Here is a 16,925-nt window from a genome sequence, read left to right as displayed (position 1 = left end):
ACGCGCCCCACCGCTCGCGGGGTGCGTATCGGCTGTGAGGCCGTTTCGTTCGAACGTTCGTTGTAGAACGAAAGACACAGGTCAGCATGGTCTGCACTGCCGGAGCGATCAACGATGCGAACGGATTTCGCGGAAACCGCCGAGCGGGATCGGTGATCGATATCGATCCGAGGTGCTATCTTGATCGCGCCTGTATGCATGTGGCCGGGGGGATTGCTATCCGTTTCAGCGGGGGCTGGCGGGTTTTCGGGGGGCGTTTTTCGTCATTTCTGTCTTCATGCGACTGGGCTGTCTGTCTTGCATCTGGACACGCCGATCGAGGAGGTCGAAGAACGATGTCTACCCACAGAGCCGAGAACATTCGAACGCGAAAGATGAAGAGTCGCATCATGGTTGCCGCCACCGCGGTGGGGGCCTTGACGATTGCCACCCCTGCCATCGGTCACGCTGCGCCGGCGCCGGGAGGTGGAATCGGTAGCAGTGCGAACGGTGGTGCCGGCGGCGGACTCTCGGGTCTCGGGAGCAGTATCGGAGGCAACGGCGACGCCGGCCTCGGAAGCGCGGCGGGACCCGGTGGTGCGAACGGCGGCATCAACGCCGGCAGCGCCGGCAACCTCGACCTGGCGAACCTTGCGCAGGTCGCCCTCGGGAGCCTCGGAAACATCGGCGCCGGCAGCCTCGCCGGCGGCGGGCTGGACACCGGTAGCGCCGGTGGCGGTGGACTGGACACCGGAAGCATCGAGGAGGCCGCCGCGGATCTCGCGCTCGGCAGCCTCGGGAATGCGGGTGCCGCCAGCACCGGAGGGACGGGCAGCGGTGCCGACACCGGCAGCCTGGAGCTGGGCCTCGACGTCCTCGGCGGGCTCGCGGCGGGCAGCGCCGGACAGGTCGATTCGGGCAGCATCGGAGAGATCGGCAGCGGCAGCGCCGACAGTGGCAGTGTCGACGGCGGCAGTGTAGAAAGTGGCAGCGCAGAACTCGATCTCGGAAGTCTCGCCGATCTCGGCTCCGGCAGCGATGCCGGCAGCGTCGGCGGCACCGGGAGTGCGGCAGGCGGCAGCCTGGACGGGCTCGTCGAACTTGCACTGGGCAGCACCGGCAATGCCGGTCTCGACCTGGGGAGCCTCGCGGAACTGGCGCTCGGGAGTCTCGGGCTCGGCTCCGGAAGCCTCGACTCGGGCAGCGGCACCGGTAGTGACAGCAGTAGCGCCGGGATCGATCTCGGCAGTCTTGCCGACCTGGGGGCGGGGAGTCTGACCGACCTCGTGGCGGGTAGCTCGGGGGACACCGGCAGCGCCGGTGGTGCGGGTGTGGATCTGGGCAGCCTGGGGGAGGCGGCGCTGGGCAGTCTCGCGCTGCCCTTCGGCAGCCTCGTGCTTCCGGCGCCGGGAAGCGCTGCCGCCCTTGGCAGCACCGGCGATACGGGCAGCGTCGGCGACATGGTGAACGCGGGTAGTGCCGCCATCGACCTCGGAAGTCTGGCGGACCTCGGATCGGGCAGTACCGGCAGCGGCGATCTGGGCGCGGGCAGCACCGGTGACGCGGGTCTGGATCTGGGGAGCCTGGGTGAGTTGGCCGTCGGTAGCCTCGCGCTCCCGTTCGGCAGTCTCGGTGACCTGACGAGCGGTAGTGCCGGGGACACGGGCAGTCTCGGTGACCTGATGAGCGGTAGTGCTGGGGACACCGGTAGCGCCGGGGATACGGGCAGCGCGGGGGATCTGGGCAGCCTGGGCGAGGTGGCGCTGGGTAGCCTGGCGCTTCCGTTCGGCAGCCTGGCGCTTCCGGTGCTGGGAAGTGCTGCCGCGCTGGGCAGCACCGGTGACGCGGGCAGCGCCGGTGGCGTCGACACGGGTAGCGCGGGAGTCGACCTGGGCAGCCTCGCGGATCTCGGTGCTGGCAGCAGCGGCAACGGCGACCTGGGCGCCGGTTCCGCCGGCAGCGCCGATCTGGATCTGGGCAGCCTGACCGACCTGGCGCTCGGCAGCCTGGGCCTGGGCAGCGCGGGCGGCGTGGACGCCGGCAGTCTCGGTGACCTGACGAGCGGTAGTGCCGGGGACACGGGCAGTCTCGGTGACCTGATGAGCGGTAGTGCTGGGGACACCGGTAGCGCCGGGGATACGGGCAGCGCGGGGGATCTGGGCAGCCTGGGCGAGGTGGCGCTGGGTAGCCTGGCGCTTCCGTTCGGCAGCCTGGCGCTTCCGGTGCTGGGAAGTGCTGCCGCGCTGGGCAGCACCGGTGACGCGGGCAGCGCCGGCGGAACCGACACCGGCAGCATCGGCGACGCCGGGGCGGGAAGTTCCGGCAGCGCGACCGTCCCCGGTAGCTCGGGGGCCAGCGGCAGTGCCGGTGGTGGCGAGACCGGTGTCGATCTCGGCAGCGCGGTGCTCGGTAGTGCCGCACTCGGCAGCGCGATCGCCGGGGGCGCGGCGCTTGGTAGCCAGGCCGGTGGCGGCGTGCACGGCGCCGCGAACGTCGGTCTTCCCGTCGCGGTCGATGCCGTTGCTGCGCACAACATCAGTGCTCCGGTCCACACCGCCGCGACGAGTGTCGCCCGCACCGGCGGTCAGATCTCCGCGGTGCCGGTCGGGGGTGTCGAGGCCGGCGGTAAGAATCTCGCCGACGAATCCTCGAACCGTGGCATGCTTCTCGGGACGGCGTTCCTGCTCGCGGCTGCTGCCGCTGGTGGGGCGGTGGTCACCGGACGAAATCGAAATCGTCGCGAGTCCTAGGATCGGAGCGTTCCGATGAGCCACACGTCGACAGGTCGTTGCCGACGATCGTTCCGCAACGGCCTGTCGACGGCACTGATCGCGTGCACGGTGTTCGTTCTGGCGTTGAGCGGTTGCACCGCAAAACGAAACCGACTGTGAATCGCATCCGCTGACGCGCTGCACCGCCCGCGGGGCGGGCACCGGGTGGGGGTCGCGTCGTCAGAACGTTCGTTGTGGAAAGAAATACGCAGGTCATCCCGGTCTGCGCGGTCGGAGCGGTCAATTATACGAACGGATTTCGCGGAAATCGCGGGATCGATGATCGTTATCGATCCGAGGTGCTATCTTGATCGCGCTTGTACGCATGTGGCCGGGGGATTTGCTATCCGTTTCAGTGGGGGCTGACGGGTTTTCGGGGGCGTTTTTCGTCATTTCTGTTCTCATGCGACTGGGTTGCCTGTCTTTGTATCTGGAAACGCCGATCGAGGAGGTCCAAGAACGATGTCTACCCACGGGTCAGGGAAGTTACGAACACGAAAGATGCAGAGTCGCATCATGGTTGCCGCCACAGCGGTGGTTTCCCTGGCGATTGCCACTCCCGCCATCGGTCACGCTGCGTCGGCTCAGGGGGATGGAATCGGGAGCAGTGTGAACGGTGGTGCCGAAGGCGGGCCCTCGGGTCTCGGGAGCACTATCGGAGGTAACGGCGACGGAGGTCTCTCGGGTAGCGTTATCGGAGGTAACGGCGAGGTCGGTCTCGGAAGCGCGGTGGGACCCGGCATCAACGTGGGCAGCGCGGGCAACCTCGACCTGGCGTACCTCGCGCAGGTCGCCCTCGACAGCCTCGGAAACATCGTCGCCGGCAGCCTCGCCGGCGACGGGCTGAACGCCGGAAGCATCGAGGAGGCCGCTGCAGATTTCGCGCTCGGCAGCGTCGGGAATGTGGGTGGCGGCAGCGCCGGAGGGACGGGCAGCGGTGCCGACACCGGCAGCTCCGGCAGCTTGGGCAGCCTGGAACTGGGACTCGACTTGCTCGGCGGGCTCGCGGGCAGCGCCGGCCAGGTCGATACGGGCAGCATCGGCGAGATCGGAAGCGGTAGCGCCGAAAGTGGCAGTGCCGAAAGTGGCAGCGCAGAAATCGATCTCGGTGGTCTCGACCTCGGGAGCCTGTCGGAACTGGCGCTCGGAAGCGTCGGGCTCGCCTCGGGCAGCGCCGATCCGGGCAGTGCCGGTGACATCGTGAACGCGGGTAGTGCCGCCGTCGCCCTCGGTGCGGGTAGCGCGGGTGACGCGGGTCTGGATCTGGGGAGCCTCGGCGAGTTGGCCGTCGGTAGCCTCGCGCTTCCGTTCGGCAGCCTCGCGGCGGGCAGTGAGGGCGGCCTCGGCGGCCTCGGGGACCTCGTGGCCGGCAGTCTCGCGGCGGGCAGTGAGGGCGGCCTCGGCAGCCTCGGGGACCTCATGACCGGCACCGCGACCGCCCTAGGTAGCTTGGCCGGCAGCACCGGTGGCGGCGGGGCCCATGTCGATCTCGGCAGCGCGGCGCTCGGCAGCCAGACCGGTGACCTCGGCAGCGCGGTGCTCGGCAGCCAGGCCGGTGACAGCGCCACGTAGACCGCCGCGACGAGTGTCGCCCGCACCGGCGGTCAGATCTCCGCGGTGCCGGTCGGGGGTGTCGAGGCCGGCGGGTAAGAATCTCACCGACGGCTCCTCGAACCGTGGCATGCTTCTCGGGACGGCGTTCCTGCTCGCGGCTGCTGCCGCTGGTGGGGCGGCGGTCGCCGGACGAAATCGAAATCGTCGCGAGTCCTAGGAGCGGAGCGTTCCCATGAGCAACACTTCGACAGGCCGTGGCCGACGATCGTTCGGTAACGGCCTGTCGACGGTGCTGGCCGCGTGCACGGTGTTCGTTCTGGCGTTGAGCGGTTGCACCGCAAACGAAACCGGCGGACCGCCACCGCCGCCCGTCGTACAAGCGGCGCCCGGGCCGGCTGTCGACACGGGCACCGAGTCTGCGTCGGTCGCGGCTGCGCGACCGGTCCGACTTGCGATTCCGGCCATCGGAGTCGATTCCGACCTGATGAATCTCGGACTCGAGCCGAACGGGGCGCTGGAGGTGCCGCCGGGCGGGTTCCCGGCCGGATGGTATTCCGGTTCACCGACTCCAGGTGAACTCGGACCTGCGATCATCGCCGGACACGTCGATTGGGACGGCGAGCCCGGAGTCTTCTTCCGACTGCACGAACTGGCGCCGGGGGACGAGATCCGCGCAGACCGGGCCGACGGTGTCACCGCGGTGTTCCGTGTGGCGAGCGTGGAACGCTATGCGAAAGATGCCTTCCCGACCGCGAGGGTCTACGGCGACATCGACCACCCCGGGCTGAGGCTGATCACCTGTGGAGGGGAGTTCGACACCCAAGCGCGCAGCTACCGCGACAACACCGTCGTGTTCGCAGACCTTGTCGGGACACCGAACCGGTCGGGCGACGGCGTGAACTGACACCCGACCGTTTTCGGTCCGAGTCAGGCGGACTTCTTTCGGCCCCAACGGAAGTAGGACAGCGGGCCGATGAAGTTCACCGCGATGATCGCGGCCCACTTCCCCTTGCTGCCGTTCACCTGGTCGCGACGCCGCGTCGCGAGGTCTGCCCACGCACTGACGGCCAGGCTCAGCTGAACCGAGGCCAGGGCGATGATCGATGCACGCTTGGCCGGGCTCATGTCCGCCCACTTCGACTTCTCCATGGTGCCTTCCTTCCGGGTCCACGGTTGCTCGGGTGCCTTCGTCCTTCCTACCCGAAGCCGACACGATCGTGTCGTCGTGGTCTTGCGGGCGCGCGGAGTGAACGGTCGGTCTGTAGCCTGTTTCGTGCGAGGAGCCGGCCCTCAGGCGGCCGGGGCGGAACAGGGAGGGTCAATGGCTGACCTGGTGTTGTTCGGGGACGTGCTGACCATGGACGAGGCCAACCCTCGCGCGACCGCCGTGGCCGTGGAAGACGGGCGCATCGTGGCGGTGGGCTCGGACGCGGACGTCGCGCCGCTCATCGGTCCGGCGACGGTCGTCCACGACGTCGGCGCGGCCTGCATCATGCCCGGGTTCGTCGAGGCGCACGGCCACCCGATGAACGAGGCGGTTCTGCTGGGCGATCCGGTCGTCGACATCCGCCCCGTCACGATCCCCGACGTCGACGGTGTCCTCGCCGCGATCGAGAGGGCGGTCGCCGACGCGGGTTCCGAGGGCGCCGTGCTCAACGGGTGGGATCCCCTGCTACAGAAGGGACTCGCCGATCCGACGATGAAGTGGATGAACGAGTTGTCGCCCGACAAGCCGTTGATCATCCTGCACAACTCGGGTCATGCGGCCTACTTCAACGCGCACGCGGCCGCGGCCGCCGGCGTCACCCGCGACACCCCCGACCCGGAGGGTGCCCGCTTCGGTCGTGACGAGTCCGGCGACCTCGACGGCGCCGCGTACGAGTCGGCGGCAGTCATCGCGATCGCCGGCCCGCTGCTCGCGGCGGCGGGGCGATTCGGCGAACTGATCGCCGCCGAATGCGCCCGGATGAACGCCGTCGGCGTCACCACGGTGAGCGAGATGGCCTTCGACCCGAAGATGCGCGCACCGCTGGCCGCGGCGGCCGACGCGGGGGCGCTCACCACGCGACTGCGCCTGTACGAGATGTCGGGCCCGCAGCGGGCGTCCGACGTCGACCCGGGGGCCGGCGACGACCTGGTCCGGCAGGTGGGCATCAAGATCTGGTCGGACGGATCGCCCTGGATCGGAAACATCGCGCTCAGCTTCCCCTACCTCGACACGCCGGTGACCCGGGCGCTGGGCATGGCGTGCAGCCACGGCCACGCGAACTACACGGGCGAACAGATCCTCGACATCAGCACCCCGTACTACGAGCGGGGTTGGCAGATCGCGTGTCACGCACACGGCGACGAGGCGATCACGATGGTGCTCGATGCGTGGGAGAAGATGCTGGCCGCCGATCCGCGCCCGGACCACCGGTTGCGGCTCGAGCATGTCGGCGCGATGCGGCCCGACCAGTTCCGCCGTGCCGCCGACCTCGGGGTCACCTGCAGCCTGTTCGTCGACCATCTCTACTACTGGGGCGACGTCCTAGTCGGCGACCTCTTCGGATCCGATCACGGCGGGCACTGGGCCGCGGCGGGTTCGGCGCTCGCCGCGGGCCACCGCATCTCGTTCCACAACGACGGACCGGTGACCCCCACCAATCCGCTGCGCAACATCGCCGACGCGGTCAACCGTCGTTCGCGCAGCGGGCGGGTGCTCGCGCCCGACGAGCGCATCCCCGTCGAGGCGGCGCTGCGTGCCCAGACCGTCGACGCCGCGTGGCACCTGTTCAGCGACGACGCGATCGGGTCGCTGAAGCCGGGCCTGCACGCGGACATGGTTGTGCTGTCGGCGAATCCGCTCACCGTCGATCCGGAGGTACTCGCCGACATCGAGGTGAGGGCCACGGTGTTCGCCGGGGAGACGGTGCACGGCTCGCTGAGCTGACGCAGACCAGCGCCGCCCGGGACATCTCGTCCCGGGCGGCGCTGCGTGTGCGGGTGGATCTGCCGCCCAACGAGATTCGTCAGCCGGCCAGGTGCTTCGGAGCCTCTGCGGCCGAGGGCTTGCGGAGCTGGGTGAGCCCCAGCAGCGCAGCCGTGACCACCAACCATCCCGCGATCACCAGCAGGCCGTGGCCCACGCCCGTGCCGCCGAAGTAGACGATCGAGCGGGTCGCGTCGACCGCGCCGGCGCCGATCCAGAAGTGGCTCAGCCCCGACCAGAACCCCGGCAGGAAGTCGGCCGGGAACGCGCCGCCCGCACTGGGGAAGTTCACGAAGATCATGAGGATCATCACCACCATGATCGCGGCCTTGCCGAACACTCGGTTCACCAGGATGCTGACCAGCCCCACGACGATCGTGTAGGCAATCACCACCGCGAGCAACGCCAGGCTCGTCGCGAACGAGGCGCCGTAGAAGCCGACGAAGATCGCCGAAACGAGATAGGCCGCAACGACACCGATCACGGACATCACACCGAGGACGCCGACTTGCTGGCGCAGCTTCAGTCGCGGCGCCACCTGGGAGAGCACGGTGATCGTGAGGTACCCGACGATCGTGCTCACCATCACGAGGTAGAAGAGGCCGGTGCCGGTCGGGTCGTCCGCGGCCAGCGGCGCATGGTCGACGGTGTTCATCTCGACGCCCTGGGCTGCGGCGAGCGGCCCGGCGAGGCCCTCCACCGCCTGCACCCGCATCGTGCCCTCGGCGGACGCGATGTGCACGTTCATCGTCGAGCCCAGTTCGATGACACCCGCGATCTCGCGGTTCTGCAGGCGATCGAGTGCGCCCGCGGCATCGGTGGCGGTGCTCAGATCGAACTTGTCGCCGACGGTCGGTGCGAGCCGCTCGACCAGGGTGGTCGCGGCGGACTCCGGCCCGACCAGGACGACCTCGACGCCGCGGGGCGCCGGGTTGTGGAAGGCGCTGACGTAGCAGAGGGCGAACATCACCGCGAAGAACAGCGGAAACACCATCGACTCCACGATCATGCGCCACGGCGGGCGACCGGGACCGGCCGGCTGCGGTGCCGGTCCGTGATCGAGATGGAGCGCGGGAGCGACCGCCTCCGTATCGGCCTCGATGGCCTGGGTCCACTCCTGCTGTCGCTGATCGGTGGTGTTGGGCATCCGCATCGCCCTTTCTGAATCGTCGAAATGTCAACACTGTTGACGAGACGTTAGTCAACAGTGTTGACACCCGCTTGTCAACATTGTTGACGTAGGCTGTGCGGCAAGGTTGGCGGCAACCACTGCGAACGAAGGACGATCGATGACCGTCGAGACACCTGAACCCCACTCGCGTGCCGGGAGCGCGCACAACCGCGAAGCGGTGCAGGAGGCCGCTGCCGAACTGTTCGCCGAGCAGGGATTCGCCGCGACCGGGGTGCGGGACATCGCGCGGCACGCCGGGGTGGACCCGGCGCTGGTCATCCGCTACTTCGGGTCCAAGGAGAAGTTGTTCGTCCGGACCATGACCATGTCCAACGCCTTCGTCGAGGTCGTGGAGGGTCCGTTGGACGGATTGGGAAGGGCGCTGGTGGATTTCGTCGCCCGCAGGACGCGTCGCCGGCAGGCGGACAAGGCGACGGCCGTCTACGCGGCGCTTGTGCGGGCGTCCGATCGTCCCGTCGTGCGCGAGCATCTTCAGGAGGCGATCGACCAGATGATCGTCGCGCCCCTCGCCCCGCGCCTGCGTGGAGACGACGCGGAGTTGCGCGCGCACCTGCTCGCGGCGCAGTTGTCCGGGCTGATGGCCGCGTTGTACGTCATGGAGAGCCCGTGGCTGCGCGACGCCCCGATCGACGACATCGTCGAGCGCTACGGCGCCGCTATCCAGGTGCTCGTCGACAACTGACGCGGAAGTGTTCCGTTGGGTGGGAAGCGCCGCGCGCCCGACCTCGCCCCGATTGAAGGATGTCGTGGATCACATCGGGTGACGATGGCGATCCATGTCATATCAATCGAGAGGGGCGAACGTGGGCGTTGCGGGCTTCGACGAGGAATTCGACGTGGTGGTGATCGGGTCGGGGGCGGCCGGCGCGGCCGCCGCGCTCGGTGCGCACCAGGCCGGTGTGGATGTGTTGGTCGTCGAGAAGTGCGACGAGGCCACGGCCGGCGGCAACACCCGTGTCAGCGGTGGCGGCTGGTGGGTCAATCGCGACCCCGAGCGTGCGCAGGTCTTCCTGCGGTCGCTCAACGGGGCGTTTCCGGTGGCTGACGACGTCGTCGAGGCGTGGGCGACCGAGACCGCGGAGAACTCGCGGTGGCTGAAGGAACTCGGTGCCGACGTCGCCATGAGCGCCGAATACCACACGGAGCCCGAGTATCTGGAGTTCGAGGGCAGTGACTGCTACGCCGGGATGGACACCATCTCGGGACGCATGGGCCACGCCCTGCTCTACGACTTCCTGTGCCGGGCACTCGCCGAGCGCGGCATCGAGACCCGTTTCGGGACACCGGCGGTCGAGTTGATCACCGACGCCGGCACCGTGGTGGGCGTCGAGGTCGAAGGGCCGGACGGTCGGCGCCGGATCGGCGCGCGCGGCGGCGTCGTGCTGGCCACTGGCGGCTTCCAGGCTGACAGCCGGATGGTGCGCGACTACCTCCGCGTCGAGGACCACGTGTTGTGGGGTTCGCCCGCCTCGACCGGCGACGGGCACCGCATGGCGCAGGCGGTGGGCGCCGACCTGTGGCACATGGGCAACATGATGACGATCACCGGAGTGCGCGGCGACGACGACTGCGGTCACTACCTGGCGCTGTGGAACGCCCACAACTACCTGTGGGTGGGCGGCGACGGGCGTCGTTTCATGGACGAGGCCGCCGACCCCAACCACGGCCACGTCCTCCGCAGTGGGTCGTACGAGCTGTTCCCGCTCCGCCCCTTCCATCTGATCTTCGACGAGCAGATGCGCACGGCCGGTCCGCTGAGCCCCACACCCGACGTCCTGCCGGTCGGGTGGAACCTACTGATGCGCGGGACCCGCTGGAGCGTCGACAACAGCGACGAGATCGAGAAGGGCTGGATCAGGCGCGCCGACTCGATCGCCGAACTCGCGGCGATCATCGGGGCCGATCCGGCCACCCTCGAGCGCACCGTCGAGCAGTACAACGACGCCTGCGCGGCCGGTCGCGACGACCACTTCGGCCGCGACCCGGAGAAGCTGGGTGCGGTGGCCCAGGCGCCGTTCTACGTCCTCGAGGTCACCCCGCTGCTCGGCTGGAGCAACGGCGGCCCGCGCCGCGACGGGCGATCCCGGGTGCTCGACGCCCGCGGTTCCGTGATCGACGGTCTGTACGCCGCCGGCGAGGTCAGCTCGACCTACAGCTGGGCCAAGGACGGCGGATTCCACGTCGGCGACGCCCTCGCGTTCGGGCGTGTGGCCGGACGCGACGCGGCCGCCCGGGCCTGACCCGCCCCGGTGGCTCCGCCGCTCCGGCGGGGCCACCGGATTCGGGGCCGGACCCGTTTCCCGATAACATCCAGGTCGGCTGGCCGATCCGGTGTCGAACCGGCCGCCGACCGACGGTGCGATGGGAGCGGGTGTGCAGGTGCAGGAGCCACGGCGTGGGGACGTCGCCGGTCAGGTGAATCTGATCGCCCAGCTTCCGCCGTACACCGAACTGCTGTGGCCCACGCTCCAGGCGCTGATCGCTCTCGGTGGCTCGGCGTCCAACAACGAACTCGACGGCGCGGTCGTCGAGCGGGAAGGTTGGTCGCCCGAATTGCAGGGCATCCTGCACGGTGACGGTCCGGGTACCGAGGTCGAGTACCGATTGGCTTGGGCGCGTACGTATCTCAAGGGAATGGGCCTGCTCGCCAACAGTCGCCGTGCGGTGTGGAGCGTGACCAAGCGCGGACGCGCAGTGACCGAGGACGACATCCGTCCGCTGCTGGCAACGTTCACGGCCGACAAGCGTCGCCAACGTCTGAGCCGCAAGGCCAACACTCCTGGCCCGCAGGTTCTTCCGCTCTCGGCGGCCAATACCGCCGCCGAATCCGACGCATCGTACGGCGAATCGGGGGACTCCGTCGAGTGGAAGGCCGCGCTGCTCGAGGCGATCCTGCGAATGTCGTCCACCGGTTTCGAGCGACTCACCCAACGGTTGCTGCGCGAGGCCGGATTCTCGACCGCCACGATCACCGGTCGGGGGTCGGACGGCGGGATCGACGGCATCGGCATGTGTCAGATCTCGCTGCTCAGCTTCCCGGTCGCGTTCCAGTGCAAGCGGGTCAGCGGGAGCGTCGGGGCGGGGGCCGTGCGGGATCTGCGCGGTGCGATGGCCGGACGTGGCGAGAAGGGCCTGCTGATCACGACCGGCACGTTCACGAGCGAGGCGCGGGCCGAATCGCGCCGCGACGGCGCCCCGCCCGTCGACCTCATCGACGGCGACCGCCTGTGCGAACTCCTCAAGGAACACGCACTCGGTGTGCGCACGACGACCCGCGTCGTCGAGGACGTGACGCTGCAGACCGACTTCTTCGCGGGACTCGAATCCGACTGAACCCGAAGTCACTCATGTGACTGACGGAACCAGAGTGACTGTGGTGAAATAGCCCTCGAATCCACACGGTCCGAGACCGATCGGTCGTGGGCGCCCAGTCGAAGCGATGCCGGAATCCGCCGGTGATGCGAGGTTTTGCCAGTGCAGGTCTCCAGACGACAACTGTTCAAGTTCGCCGCGGCCGGCACCGCGGCCGCCGGGTTGGCCGCCGTGGCGGCTCCCGCGATGGCGAACGCCGGACCCGCGACGCTGGTCGATTACGCCGCGGGCGTCCCGTCGCCGCTGGGCATCCGGCTCGCCGGGCACGTCGGCGCCGTCCGGTACGTGTCCGACCGGCGCCCGGGCGCGGAGTGGATGCTCGGCAAGCCGATGCAGTTCGGCGAGGCCGCCGCGATGGCGGCCGTCGGGCTGCAGATCGTCTCGTGCTACCAGTTCGGCAAGGGCGCGACGTCGGACTGGCGCGGCGGTTACGACGCCGGTGTCCGGCATGCGCGGCGCGGTCGCGAACTGCACCTGGCCGCCGGCGGGCCGGAGGACAGCCCCATCTACGCCTCCATCGACGACAACCCGTCCGCGTGGGAGTTCGACAACCTCATCGCGCCGTACCTGCGCGGCTGGGAGAGCGTGCTCGGCCACTGGAGCGTGGGTGTCTACGCGAACTCTCCGACGATCGACCGCTGCCTGCGGGCGGGCGTCGGTTCCTGGTTCTGGCAGCACAACTGGGGCACCCCGGCCGGCTACGTGCATCCCGCGGCACACCTGCACCAGTTCGAGATCGACAAGCGCAAGATCGACGGAATCGGGGTCGACGTCAACTCGATCCTCAAGCCCGACTACGGGCAGTGGTCGATGCGCAAGCCCTTCTTCCTGTCGTAGCCTGACGAAACATCCAACCAAGGATTGAATTTCCGGTCGGCGCGCAGGTCCACCACAAACGTAAAGCTAAGGTAACGGTATGTCTGTCCTCTACAACATCCTCGTCGCCGTGCACCTGCTGGGCATGGCCGCGATCGTCGGCGGTTACCTCTCGGTCCTGAAGGCTCCCCGGATCAGCGAGGTGATGGTCTGGGGCGCCCGCGTGCAGTTGCTGTCCGGTGTCGTGATCGTCGGCCTGGGCGAGGCGGTCGACTCGCTCGGCAAGGACTACAACATGTCCAAGATCGGCGTGAAGCTGCTGATCACGCTGGTCATCGTCGCCGTCGCCGAGATCGGCCGGGCGCGCCAGAAGCGCGGCGAGGGCAACCCCAACTTCGCGCACATCGTGGGCATCCTGGGAATCGTCAACGCGCTCATCGCGGTGCTCTGGACGAGCTACTGACATCCGCCTCCGCGCAGACGAAACGGGCGCCCTCCCTTCGGAGGGCGCCCGTTTCGTCTGCGCATCGCGGTCAGCCCGGGACGTTGGCCATCTTGTCGAGCCAGGCCCGGGCGTCGTCGGGCAGGTTCCCCGACTTCTCGGCGTGCCGGCACCACTTCTTCGCCATCGCCAGGAAGTTCATCGGGTTGTAGGCGTCCTCTTCGTGGGACCACAGGTTGTCGCCCGCGTAGTGCAGGATCGTGATGTTCGCGGCGCCGTGCTCGGTGCCGTCACCCGGATCCTCCATCGGATTCTGCACCTCGCAGATCACCCAGCCGCGCTCCTCATCGATCACATACCACGAGACCGGGAACTCGGGCATCCTGTTGCCGGGGAACGCAGTCATGGTGCGCGTCACCCAGCGGCGGATCTCCTCCCGACCGGCGAAGCTCCCGAACGCATGCTCCAGGTAGGTCGCGTCCTCGGTGAACTGGTCGGCAAAGATGTTCCAGTCTCTGGTCTGCGTCGCCTCGACCACGGTCTTCTGGTAGTTCGCGAATGCGGCCTCGAGTTCGTCGCGGGTCCACGCCATCGCTGCGCTCCTCCTGCTCGGTTGCGGTCGCTCGCCACGTGGGCGGGCTCTCCTGCAACCTAACGCACGGCTGGAACGTGTTTCAGTTTTTTGCCCGGAATGGGATGAATCGTCAGGTTCCGTGAAGTTCCGTCCACTTACCGAACGGCGGCGGGCCCTCGCCGAGCACCTTGAGCGCATGTGCAGGAGTACCGGTTTCGGCGTCGTCGTGCTTGACGTGCATCCACTGGTATCCGGCCAGTACATGCTCCTCCGATGTGGACCGGTTGACGACCACGTGGTCGCCGTTGGGTCGCTGCTCGAGGGACCACCCACTGTCGGGCCCCGCCAGCACCCACCACTTCTCTTTGCTCATGGTCGTGACTCCCGTCTGGAGTGACTACACGATGCGTTTTCAACGCTACCGCACCGGTGGGTGGTGAAACGGAGTCGCGCAGACCCGCGATATGCCCGGTGCGGGTCCGACCGACGGACCGGTTCGGATACCGTGGACGGTCCGAATGCTGCTACTACGTGGAGGGTCTCGTGGATTTCCTCATCAACCTGCTGTATGCGATGGCCGCAAACCTGTGGGTGGGTTCGTCCGGCGGATCGTCCGGCGGCGGTCAGGCCCCGACTCCGAACCCGTAACGCCTGTACGACGCGGAAGGCCCGCACCGAATCGTCGGTGCGGGCCTTCCGCGTCGTGTGGCGCCGTGCGCCGGCGTCTCCGTCAGGCGTGCTGGCCGCCGGCGGCCGCGGGCCGCTTCGCCTTGGGGATCAGGGACGCGAAGGCGAGTGCGACGACCGCCGCCACGATGGCGATGACGAACGTGGCGCGGAACGCGTCGAACGAGGGGATCGTGGCCGTGCCGAGGGTGACCGTCATGCTGGCCAGCACAACGCTGATCACCGCTGCCGCGCTGGACGTACCGATCGAGCGCATCAGCGAGTTCAGGCCGTTGGCCGCCGCGGTCTCGGACACCGGGACGGCGCCGATGATGAGTGCGGGCATCGAGGAGTAGCTCAGGCCCACTCCCGCGCCGATGATCATGCCGCCGACCACGATCATCCACACCGACGAGGACAGGAAGAAGACGAACAGGTAGCCCAGACCGACCACGACCGAGCCCACCATGAGGGTGAACCGCGGCCCGCGCCACGCGGAGATCTTCGCGGAGACCGGCGACAGCGCCATCATCACGAGGCCGCCGGGTGCCAGTGCGATACCGGCCGTGATCATCGACAATCCCAGGCCGTAGCCGGTCGACTCCGGGGCCATGAGCAACTGGGGGAGCGTGAGCGAGTTCCCGTACATGCTGAATCCGATGGCGATCGACGCCAGATTCGTGAACAGCACGTTCGGTCGCGCGGACACCCGCAGGTCCACCAGCGGGCGCGCGGTCCGCAACTGGATGAAGCCCCACACGACGAACACCGCGGCCGACGCGGCGAGCAGGCCCAGGGTGAGGGGATCGCCCCAGCCCCACGTGCCGCCCTTCGTGATCGGCAGCAGGAACAGGATCAGGGCCGCGCTGAGCCCGACCGCGCCGACGAAGTCGAAGCGTCCCGGCGTGCGGACCGGTGACTCCGGGATCATGAAGATCGCGAGCGCCATGCACAGCAGGCCCAGTCCCGCGGAGACCCAGAAGAGCACATGCCAGTCCGCGACCTGCGCGATCGCTGCCGCAACCGGCAGGCCGACCGCGCCGCCCACACCGAGCGTCGCGCTGACGATGGCCATCGCGCCGGCCACCTTCCGCGGCGGCAGTTCGTCGCGCAGGATGCTGATGCCGAGGGGGATGACGCCCACGGAGGCGCCCTGGAGCGCGCGTCCGACGATCAGCGGGATCAGGGAGTTCGCGAAGGCGCAGACCACCGATCCCAGGACCACGAGCAGCAGGCTCGCGACGAGGATGCGCTTCTTTCCGTACATGTCGCCGAGGCGGCCGCTGATCGGCGTGACGACGGCGGCCGCGAGCAGCGTCGCGGTGACGGCCCACGAGGCGTCGGCGGGCGAGGCGGAGATCAGGTGTGGCAGCTGCGGAATGATCGGCACCACGAGGGTCTGCATCAGGGAGACGACGATGCCGCAGAATCCCAGGATCGCGACGATCCCGTTGCCGCCGGATCGGGAGTCTGCAGAGGCCGTCGACGCAGACGCGACGGATGAGGTCAAGGGGTTCTCCTCGAAAAAATGGCTAGAAGACCGAAGTCACAAGAGTGTGTACGGTACACAGCGTGTGCACGATGCACAAAGCGGACAATTCTGGCGACAGTCGAGAAGGGGAGAACACGTGTCCGACGCGGACCGGGTGTTGAGCGAGATCGAATACGAACTGACTCTGCTGTCGCGGTACCACGCGCTCGCGTGTCAACGCGGTGGCCAGCAGCTCGATCGGTCGGCGTATCTGATCCTGGCCCGGCTCGAACTGGAGCCGCCGCTGAGCCTCAAGGAATTGTCGGAGGCATTCCGCTTGGACATCTCGACGATCAACCGGCAGGTGGGCGCGCTGCTGCGCAACGGCCTCGTCGAGCGTCTCGCCGATCCAGCGGGTGGGATGGCGCGCAAGATCCGGCCGACGGCGAAGGGCCTCGACCGATTACGTGAGGACCGGGACCTCAACCTCCGCGGGATCGGCAGCGTCCTCGACGGCTGGTCCGATCGGGACGTGCACTACCTGCGGGACATCCTCACCCGGTTCAACAGCGACGTCGAGCAACTCGAGGGTCAGCCCTGGCCGCGGCCGTCCGAGGACCGGCGTCCGAACGAGAACGAGAACTAGGACTGCACGTGCCGGGTCGGTGACTCGACGAGGTCGGGTTCGTCGGGCACGACCACGAGCAGGGGCCGCTCCTCGGGGGAGTGGCCGACCGCGCGCCACGACAGCAGCGACCACCGCGACAGCCCCGACAGTGCCGATCCGACGCTCGCGAACGACAGCGACGACAGGGCCGATCCGGCCGAGCCGATCGACCCGATGGACAGGATCGATCCGACGCTGCCGATCGAGAGGATGGACCCGACGCTGCCGATGGACAGGATCGACCCCTCCGAGCGAATCGACAGGATGGACCGCCGCGAATTCCGGGAACGAATGGACTGCTTGTAGTCGGCCATTCCTCGGTCTACCACGAACGACCGGACCGTGAAAGCGGAAGGGGTGACGGCCTACCGGCGGCCTCCGCACGAACACGAACGCCCTGCCTGGACCGGGCGGGCCGGTCGAGGCAGGGCGGTGTGCGAGCGGGGGGAG

16 protein-coding genes are annotated in these 16,925 nt (G+C 68.5%); 10 read left to right on the top strand and 6 right to left on the bottom strand.

The features are described 5' to 3' along the window. Nucleotides 1–389 precede the first annotated feature (389 nt). The 3 genes from EGT67_RS04735 to EGT67_RS04725 all read left to right on the top strand — a co-directional run bounded on the left by EGT67_RS04735 (nt 390) and on the right by EGT67_RS04725 (nt 5,208). Nucleotides 390–2,729: a beta strand repeat-containing protein gene (locus tag EGT67_RS04735; RefSeq protein ID WP_164877485.1), complete on the top strand. Its 2,340-nt coding sequence runs from the start codon at nt 390–392 to the stop codon at nt 2,727–2,729. Between the two features lie 750 nt (nt 2,730–3,479). Next, complete coding sequence (locus EGT67_RS04730) at nt 3,480–4,322, top strand: hypothetical protein (RefSeq protein WP_127914908.1); 843 nt, start codon at nt 3,480–3,482, stop codon at nt 4,320–4,322. A gap of 214 nt (nt 4,323–4,536) precedes the next feature. Then, nucleotides 4,537–5,208 carry a class F sortase gene (locus EGT67_RS04725; protein ID WP_127914907.1) on the top strand — a complete coding sequence of 224 codons (672 nt, stop codon included), beginning with the start codon at nt 4,537–4,539 and terminating at the stop codon, nt 5,206–5,208. A 23-nt stretch (nt 5,209–5,231) separates the two neighbouring features. Here EGT67_RS04725 and EGT67_RS04720 read toward each other — a convergent pair whose 3' ends face one another. Next, nucleotides 5,232–5,453: a PLD nuclease N-terminal domain-containing protein gene (locus EGT67_RS04720; protein WP_127914906.1), complete on the bottom strand. Its 222-nt coding sequence runs from the start codon at nt 5,451–5,453 to the stop codon at nt 5,232–5,234. Between the two features lie 172 nt (nt 5,454–5,625). Between EGT67_RS04720 and EGT67_RS04715 the strand changes: the two genes are divergently transcribed. Beyond that, complete coding sequence (locus EGT67_RS04715; protein WP_127914905.1) at nt 5,626–7,236, top strand: amidohydrolase; 1,611 nt, start codon at nt 5,626–5,628, stop codon at nt 7,234–7,236. 79 nt (nt 7,237–7,315) lie between these two features. Here EGT67_RS04715 and EGT67_RS04710 read toward each other — a convergent pair whose 3' ends face one another. Next, nucleotides 7,316–8,422, bottom strand: coding sequence for an ABC transporter permease (locus EGT67_RS04710; protein WP_241565896.1), 1,107 nt, complete (start codon nt 8,420–8,422; stop codon nt 7,316–7,318). 142 nt (nt 8,423–8,564) lie between these two features. On the opposite strand from EGT67_RS04710, the gene EGT67_RS04705 reads away from it, so the two are divergent. The 5 genes from EGT67_RS04705 (at nt 8,565) to EGT67_RS04685 (ending at nt 13,118) form a co-directional block, all read left to right on the top strand. Continuing rightward, complete coding sequence (locus EGT67_RS04705; RefSeq protein ID WP_127914903.1) at nt 8,565–9,149, top strand: TetR/AcrR family transcriptional regulator; 585 nt, start codon at nt 8,565–8,567, stop codon at nt 9,147–9,149. Nucleotides 9,150–9,270: 121 nt separating this feature from the next. Next, entirely contained in the window at nt 9,271–10,707 is a 1,437-nt protein-coding gene (locus tag EGT67_RS04700) for an FAD-dependent oxidoreductase (RefSeq protein ID WP_206612285.1), read from the top strand. 121 nt (nt 10,708–10,828) lie between these two features. Then, on the top strand, nt 10,829–11,800 hold the full coding sequence (locus EGT67_RS04695) for a restriction endonuclease (RefSeq protein WP_127914901.1): 972 nt from the start codon (nt 10,829–10,831) through the stop codon (nt 11,798–11,800). A 141-nt stretch (nt 11,801–11,941) separates the two neighbouring features. Continuing rightward, nucleotides 11,942–12,676: a DUF1906 domain-containing protein gene (locus tag EGT67_RS04690; RefSeq protein WP_127914900.1), complete on the top strand. Its 735-nt coding sequence runs from the start codon at nt 11,942–11,944 to the stop codon at nt 12,674–12,676. Nucleotides 12,677–12,755: 79 nt separating this feature from the next. Beyond that, nucleotides 12,756–13,118 carry a hypothetical protein gene (locus EGT67_RS04685; RefSeq protein ID WP_127914899.1) on the top strand — a complete coding sequence of 121 codons (363 nt, stop codon included), beginning with the start codon at nt 12,756–12,758 and terminating at the stop codon, nt 13,116–13,118. A gap of 70 nt (nt 13,119–13,188) precedes the next feature. Here the strand turns inward: EGT67_RS04685 and EGT67_RS04680 are convergent, their stop codons facing one another. From EGT67_RS04680 to EGT67_RS04670, 3 genes are all read right to left on the bottom strand, one after another. Beyond that, nucleotides 13,189–13,689 carry a nuclear transport factor 2 family protein gene (locus EGT67_RS04680; RefSeq protein WP_127914898.1) on the bottom strand — a complete coding sequence of 167 codons (501 nt, stop codon included), beginning with the start codon at nt 13,687–13,689 and terminating at the stop codon, nt 13,189–13,191. 112 nt (nt 13,690–13,801) lie between these two features. After that, the gene (locus EGT67_RS04675) at nt 13,802–14,044 is read right to left on the bottom strand and encodes a maltose regulon activator MalT (RefSeq protein WP_127914897.1); all 243 of its coding nucleotides are present in this window, start codon (nt 14,042–14,044) and stop codon (nt 13,802–13,804) included. A gap of 357 nt (nt 14,045–14,401) precedes the next feature. Then, nucleotides 14,402–15,847, bottom strand: a complete 1,446-nt coding sequence (locus EGT67_RS04670) for an MFS transporter (RefSeq protein WP_127914896.1) — start codon at nt 15,845–15,847, stop codon at nt 14,402–14,404. Nucleotides 15,848–15,965: 118 nt separating this feature from the next. On the opposite strand from EGT67_RS04670, the gene EGT67_RS04665 reads away from it, so the two are divergent. Continuing rightward, entirely contained in the window at nt 15,966–16,454 is a 489-nt protein-coding gene (locus EGT67_RS04665) for a MarR family winged helix-turn-helix transcriptional regulator (protein WP_241565894.1), read from the top strand. Here the strand turns inward: EGT67_RS04665 and EGT67_RS04660 are convergent. Continuing rightward, complete coding sequence (locus EGT67_RS04660) at nt 16,451–16,789, bottom strand: hypothetical protein (protein WP_127914894.1); 339 nt, start codon at nt 16,787–16,789, stop codon at nt 16,451–16,453. The two genes, EGT67_RS04665 and EGT67_RS04660, sit on opposite strands and share 4 nt — an antisense overlap. Nucleotides 16,790–16,925: the final 136 nt, after the last annotated feature.

Origin of the sequence: Prescottella agglutinans, assembly GCF_004011865.1 — a bacterium.
In the GTDB taxonomy this organism is placed as follows: Bacteria; Actinomycetota; Actinomycetes; order Mycobacteriales; family Mycobacteriaceae; genus Prescottella; species Prescottella agglutinans.
This window is presented reverse-complemented; position numbering and strand designations above follow the sequence as displayed.

Coding starts and splice junctions, on each gene's coding strand:
- EGT67_RS04735 (WP_164877485.1), top strand. CDS start 390: ATGGTTGCCGCCACCGCGGTGGGGGCCTTGACGATTGCCACCCCTGCC.
- EGT67_RS04725 (WP_127914907.1), top strand. CDS start 4,537: ATGAGCAACACTTCGACAGGCCGTGGCCGACGATCGTTCGGTAACGGC.
- EGT67_RS04720 (WP_127914906.1), bottom strand. CDS start 5,453: ATGGAGAAGTCGAAGTGGGCGGACATGAGCCCGGCCAAGCGTGCATCG.
- EGT67_RS04715 (WP_127914905.1), top strand. CDS start 5,626: ATGGCTGACCTGGTGTTGTTCGGGGACGTGCTGACCATGGACGAGGCC.
- EGT67_RS04710 (WP_241565896.1), bottom strand. CDS start 8,422: ATGCCCAACACCACCGATCAGCGACAGCAGGAGTGGACCCAGGCCATC.
- EGT67_RS04705 (WP_127914903.1), top strand. CDS start 8,565: ATGACCGTCGAGACACCTGAACCCCACTCGCGTGCCGGGAGCGCGCAC.
- EGT67_RS04695 (WP_127914901.1), top strand. CDS start 10,829: ATGGGAGCGGGTGTGCAGGTGCAGGAGCCACGGCGTGGGGACGTCGCC.
- EGT67_RS04685 (WP_127914899.1), top strand. CDS start 12,756: ATGTCTGTCCTCTACAACATCCTCGTCGCCGTGCACCTGCTGGGCATG.
- EGT67_RS04680 (WP_127914898.1), bottom strand. CDS start 13,689: ATGGCGTGGACCCGCGACGAACTCGAGGCCGCATTCGCGAACTACCAG.
- EGT67_RS04675 (WP_127914897.1), bottom strand. CDS start 14,044: ATGAGCAAAGAGAAGTGGTGGGTGCTGGCGGGGCCCGACAGTGGGTGG.
- EGT67_RS04660 (WP_127914894.1), bottom strand. CDS start 16,789: ATGGCCGACTACAAGCAGTCCATTCGTTCCCGGAATTCGCGGCGGTCC.